Annotated in this window: 5 protein-coding genes and 1 pseudogene; 4 read left to right on the top strand and 2 right to left on the bottom strand. The window is 66.6% G+C overall.

The features are described 5' to 3' along the window. Together Q0W90_RS23320 and Q0W90_RS23315 are read right to left on the bottom strand one after the other, a co-directional pair. Window positions 1-392 (bottom strand): annotated as a pseudogene (locus Q0W90_RS23320) (hypothetical protein); the annotation flags it as partial. An 11-nt stretch (window positions 393-403) separates the two neighbouring features. After that, window positions 404-1,327: an NAD(P)-dependent oxidoreductase gene (locus tag Q0W90_RS23315; RefSeq protein WP_297776924.1), complete on the bottom strand. Its 924-nt coding sequence runs from the start codon at window positions 1,325-1,327 to the stop codon at window positions 404-406. Window positions 1,328-1,511: 184 nt separating this feature from the next. On the opposite strand from Q0W90_RS23315, the gene Q0W90_RS23310 reads away from it, so the two are divergent. The 4 genes from Q0W90_RS23310 to Q0W90_RS23295 all read left to right on the top strand — a co-directional run. Continuing rightward, window positions 1,512-1,832 (top strand): hypothetical protein, encoded by a 321-nt coding sequence (locus Q0W90_RS23310; protein ID WP_297776921.1) that lies wholly within the window; start codon window positions 1,512-1,514, stop codon window positions 1,830-1,832. A gap of 154 nt (window positions 1,833-1,986) precedes the next feature. Next, window positions 1,987-3,648: an OB-fold domain-containing protein gene (locus tag Q0W90_RS23305; RefSeq protein WP_297776919.1), complete on the top strand. Its 1,662-nt coding sequence runs from the start codon at window positions 1,987-1,989 to the stop codon at window positions 3,646-3,648. 7 nt (window positions 3,649-3,655) lie between these two features. Beyond that, window positions 3,656-4,627 carry an alpha/beta hydrolase gene (locus Q0W90_RS23300; RefSeq protein ID WP_297776916.1) on the top strand — a complete coding sequence of 324 codons (972 nt, stop codon included), beginning with the start codon at window positions 3,656-3,658 and terminating at the stop codon, window positions 4,625-4,627. Next, a partial coding sequence (locus Q0W90_RS23295; RefSeq protein ID WP_297776926.1) for an NAD(P)-binding domain-containing protein occupies window positions 4,627-4,768 on the top strand: 142 nt, incomplete at its 3' end. The genes Q0W90_RS23300 and Q0W90_RS23295, both read left to right, overlap by 1 nt.

Genomic DNA, 4,768 nt, shown 5'->3' with positions numbered 1-4,768 from the left:
CTCCGGACGTCGTACACGCCGCGCTCCACCGGGGGCAGCAAGGGCAGTTTGCGACCGGCATTGCCGAGCGCGGTGGACAATTCGTTGAAGTCGTGCAGTCCGGCCACGTCGGCGAAGAAATACGTCATCACGTGGTCGACCGCGTCCATCGGCCCGTCACCGAGCGGACGCGCGGAGCGGCAGGCCGGCGTGGACACCAGTCGCAACGAGGCACGCACCGCGGCCAGCCGGTGTTGCTCCGGCCGGTGGTCAAGGGTGTGCCAGCGCAGATACTCGGCGTCCTTCCCGTCGGGGTGGCGAGTCGCCATGGACACGAACAGGGTAGTGATCCCGCCATCGCCGGTGGCAAGGACCTCGGCGACCTCGTCCGAGGGTGTGCCGGGTAGATGCATCGCGTACGTCCTCAAACTCGCGTCGAATCAGGTTGGGGCAGCGTTATTTCGGGGTGGCGGGCCGCAATCATGCGCCGAAAACCCTCACGCCAGGGCACCTTGGTGCGGCCGAGCACCTCGTGCATGTGCGTGACGTCCGGCCATAACGGCGTGTGTGCGTCGGGCGTGTATTCGAAGATCGGCTCGACCCCGATCAGCTCACCCATGAAGGTGCAGTAATCCTCGACACTGACCGTTTGGCTGCCGGCCCAATTCACCACGACCGGCGGCGTCGCGGCCACTTCCATGGCGCGGATCCCGAGTTCCACGTAGTCGTCTTCATAGATCGGGTTGTAGTTGTTCGGCCTGTCGGGATACAGCCGAATCGGCTTGCCCGCCAACATCGCATCGAGACGATCAGCGGGCGCACCTCCCTGGGGCCCATACGTCGAACAGATCCGGATGATGGTCAGTGGAATGTGAAAATGCCGGGCGATCCAGGTGCAAACCGACTCCGCGGCAACCTTGGAGAAGCTGTAGTTGGCGCGCAGCGGCACCCCGGGCGGATCGGCCTCGGTCAACGGTCGCTGTCCCTGGTACGCGTAGATCGATCCGGTCGAGCACAGCACGAAGCCCTTGGCGGTGCGGCAGTGGTGCAGTAGTTCGCCCGACATCTGCGCGTTTGTTTCGACGCAGCGGCTCCAGTCGTCCGCGCCCGGGTCCACCGCCGCGTGAAAGACGTAGGTGAAATCGTCGGGGAGGCCGGAGAAGTCGCCGCCGCCGATGTCCAGTGCGACGGGTTTGATGCCGGCCGCGATGAGTTTGTCCCGGGCCGCGGGATCTTTCAGGCGCGCGGCGCCCCACACCTCGTTTCCCCTTGCCGCCAGGACGCGCGCAATGGGAAACGCGATCTTGCCCGTCGCCCCGGTGATCAGGACCTTCTCCGCTTCGAGCAACAAGCCCTCCCAATGTGAAGTACTTGATATGCCGGTTGGCAGCATAACGCCCGGCCGCAAGGAGATGTCACCGTAGGCCGGCTCGGTGCTGTGTCGCCGCCGCAGGTTTTCCCGTGGTCATCGCGGTATGAACGGAATAAGCTGAAGCCACCCAAGCCAGGATGGCCCCAACGGGAGGCCCACCATGAGGTGCCTTTTTTGTCGTCTGACCGCCGTCATTGCGGTCACCTTCGTGGCGCTGGCGGTCGCGGTGATCGCCACCCCGGGAGTCAGCTCGGCGCAGTGCGATCGCAACATGTCGTGGAATCGGACGACCTTTGGGTGCGAAACGCCTCCCGCGCCGCCGGCGTGGTACACGCCCCCGCCGCCATACGCGCCGTCGTTTGCCGGGCAGGACGTGCCGCCGCCTCCGCCACGGCCGTCATGGGCACCGCAGGATCCGATGTGGCGCGCCGGTCTCAACCAGTGGGGCGTGTATGTGGGATATGTCTGGGTCCCGCTATGACGGGATGAGCGGGCGTCCCCTCCCCCTGCCGCGCGGGACGAGCACTGCCGAATCCGTCTGGATTGCGCCTGCATGGCAGTGATAACGTAATTCTCCGATTCGTATAACGGGCCTACCACATTGCATGCAGGGCCGTCCTACTGCCGGAGGTGACGTGTCAGCATCCGGACGCCCACTGCCCCTGATCACCGAGGAAAACGAGTTCTTCTGGACTTCGGGCGCCGACGGGAAGCTGCGCCTACAGGAATGCAAAAGCTGCGAGTCGCTGATCCATCCGCCCGCGCCGGTCTGCCGGTACTGCCGGTCCCGCGATATCGGTGTGCGCGCGGTCTCGGGCAGGGCGGCCCTCGCCGGATTCACCATCAACCACCGATTCAGCCTCCCCGGGTTGCCGGCGCCGTACGTGGTCGCCCAGGTCGCGATCGATGAAGACCCCCGGGTTCGGCTGACCACCAACATCGTGGAATGCGATCCCGATCAGCTCGAACTCGGCCAACAGGTCGAGGTCGTCTTCGAGCAGGCCGAAGACGTGTGGTTTCCGCTGTTTCGACCCCTCACCGACGCCGAGCCCGGTCGGCTCCCGGACGACGACATCGCGCCCGAGCGCTTCGGTGAACACGTCCGGCCGATGCTGACCACCGACAAGTTCGAGGACAGGGTCGCACTCACCGGGATCGGCATGTCGCCGATCGGACGCCGGCTGATGCAGCTGCCACTGGCGCTGACGGTGCAGGCATGCGAGGCGGCCATCGCCGACGCCGGGCTGACGCTCGCCGACATCGACGGCCTGTCCACCTACCCCGGCGCGATCAATGTCGGCGGCTTCGGGGAGGGCGGGACCACCGCGCTCGAGGCCGCACTGGGCATCCGGCCGACGTGGCACAACGGCGCCATGGAGACGTTCGGCCCGGGCGGCTCGGTGATCGCCGCGATGCTCGCGGTCGCCTGCGGGTTGGCGCGTCATGTGCTGTGTTTCCGGACCCTGTGGGAGGCCACCCACGGCGAGCTGATGAAGCATGGCAAGATCACCCCGGCCGGTGCATCAGGGGGCCGAATGTCGGGCTGGCAGATGCCATTCGGCGCAACGTCGGCGGCGCACACCCTGGCCATGAACGCGCAGCGGCACTTTCACCGGTACGGCACCACCAAAGAGACGCTGGGCTGGATCGCGTTGAACCAGCGAGCCAACGCCGAGCTCAACCCCACCGCGGTTTACCGGTCTCCGATGACGATGGAGGACTACCTCGCAGCGCGGCCGATCACCACGCCCTTCGGCCTCTATGACTGCGACGTGCCGTGTGACGGCGCGATCGCCGTCATCGTCTCCGCCGTCGACGCCGCCCGCGACCTGGCGAAGCCGCCCGTTCTGGTGGAGGCGGTGGGAACACAGATCATCGAGCGAATCGACTGGGACCAAAGCACTCTCACCCACGAGCCACAGGTACTGGGCCAAGCCGCGCACGTGTGGACGCGGACCTCGCTGCGACCCGCGGACGTGGACGTCGCCGAGCTGTATGACGGATTCACCATCAATTGCCTGTCCTGGATCGAGGCGCTCGGATTCTGCGGCATCGGTGAGGCCAAGGAATTCCTGGACGGCGGCAAGAACATTGCCCGCGACGGCCAGCTGCCACTCAACACGCACGGCGGACAGCTCTCGCACGGCCGCACCCACGGCATGGGTCTGCTCCATGAAGCCGTCACCCAGCTGCGCGGCGAGGGCGGCGACCGGCAAGTCGCCGACGCCCGCGTCGGCGTCGTCAGCAGCGGCGGCCTCACTCCCAGCGGCGTGATCCTGCTCCGGGCCTCGGAATGAGGCGAGCATGAGTATCCCTCCGCGGCCGAGGCTCGTCATCGTGGACGGCGTGCCGATGTCGGCGATTGTCGCCGAACCCGAGAACCCCGACGATCCCGAGGCCGTCATCGTGGCCATTCACGGCGGAGGCACCACCGCCGTCTATTTCGATTGCCCGGGCCACCCGTCGTCCTCACTGTTACGCACCGGTGCCGCAGCAGGTTTCATTGTCGTCGCGCTCGACCGGCCGGGCTATGGCAGTTCGGCTCCCTATCCGGAGGCGATGGCCGAGCCCGAGCAGCGAGTCAATCTCGCGTACGGGGCGGTGGATCGCATCCTCGGGCAGAAGCCGCGCGGTGCCGGGCTGTTTCTGATGGGCCATTCGGGCGGTTGCGAACTCGTCATGCGGATGGCCGCCGACGAGCGCGGTGCGGAGCTACTGGGCATCGAATTGGCAGGGACCGGCCGCCACTATCACCCCGCGGCCCGGGACATCCTGAAGACTGCGACGCGCGAGCGTCGCCCCACGGGGTTGCGTGAGCTGTTGTGGCAACCGGAAAGCCTGTATCCGCCCGAGGTTCTCAACGGCGCGACGGTCTCCCCGACCGCGCCGTCCTACGAGGACCAAATGGTGTCAAACTGGGCGCGTCAAGATTTCCCGGCGCTCGCCCCAGCCGTACGTGTGCCGGTGCAGTTCAGCATCGCCGAGCACGAAAAAGTTTGGCAGAACGACACTTCGGCGATGGACGAAATCGCGGCGCTGTTCTCCGGAACGCCGCGGTTCATCGTGCATCGACAGCCCGATGCGGGACACAACATCAGCCTCGGTCACACGGCGCCGGAATACCACGCCAAAGTTCTGGCGTTCGCGGACGAATGTGTGGCCGCCCGTGCGCATTCGATCGACTCGTCGAACGTGACGGCACAGTCACTTTCGGGCCCGAACGTGACCGTGGTGTCACGCTCGCCAGCTGACGACACCGATATGGAGGCCCGTTGATGCACGTCGGATTCATCGGGTTGGGCAGTCAGGGCGGCCCCATGGCGCGGCGGATCGTCGAGGGCGGGTACCCCACCACGCTGTGGGCCCGCAGGCCCGCGACCCTCGACGCGTTCGCCGACACCCCGGCGAAGATCGCCG

This window comes from Mycobacterium sp. (assembly GCF_025933915.1).
In the GTDB taxonomy this organism is placed as follows: Bacteria; Actinomycetota; Actinomycetes; order Mycobacteriales; family Mycobacteriaceae; genus Mycobacterium.
Note: the sequence above shows the minus strand (reverse complement) of the source record. Positions and strands in the feature narration are given on the sequence as shown.

Bases quoted from the DNA above. Each gene is read 5' to 3' on its own strand.
- Q0W90_RS23310 (WP_297776921.1), top strand. From the start codon at position 1,512: ATGAGGTGCCTTTTTTGTCGTCTGACCGCCGTCATTGCGGTCACCTTC.
- Q0W90_RS23300 (WP_297776916.1), top strand. From the start codon at position 3,656: ATGAGTATCCCTCCGCGGCCGAGGCTCGTCATCGTGGACGGCGTGCCG.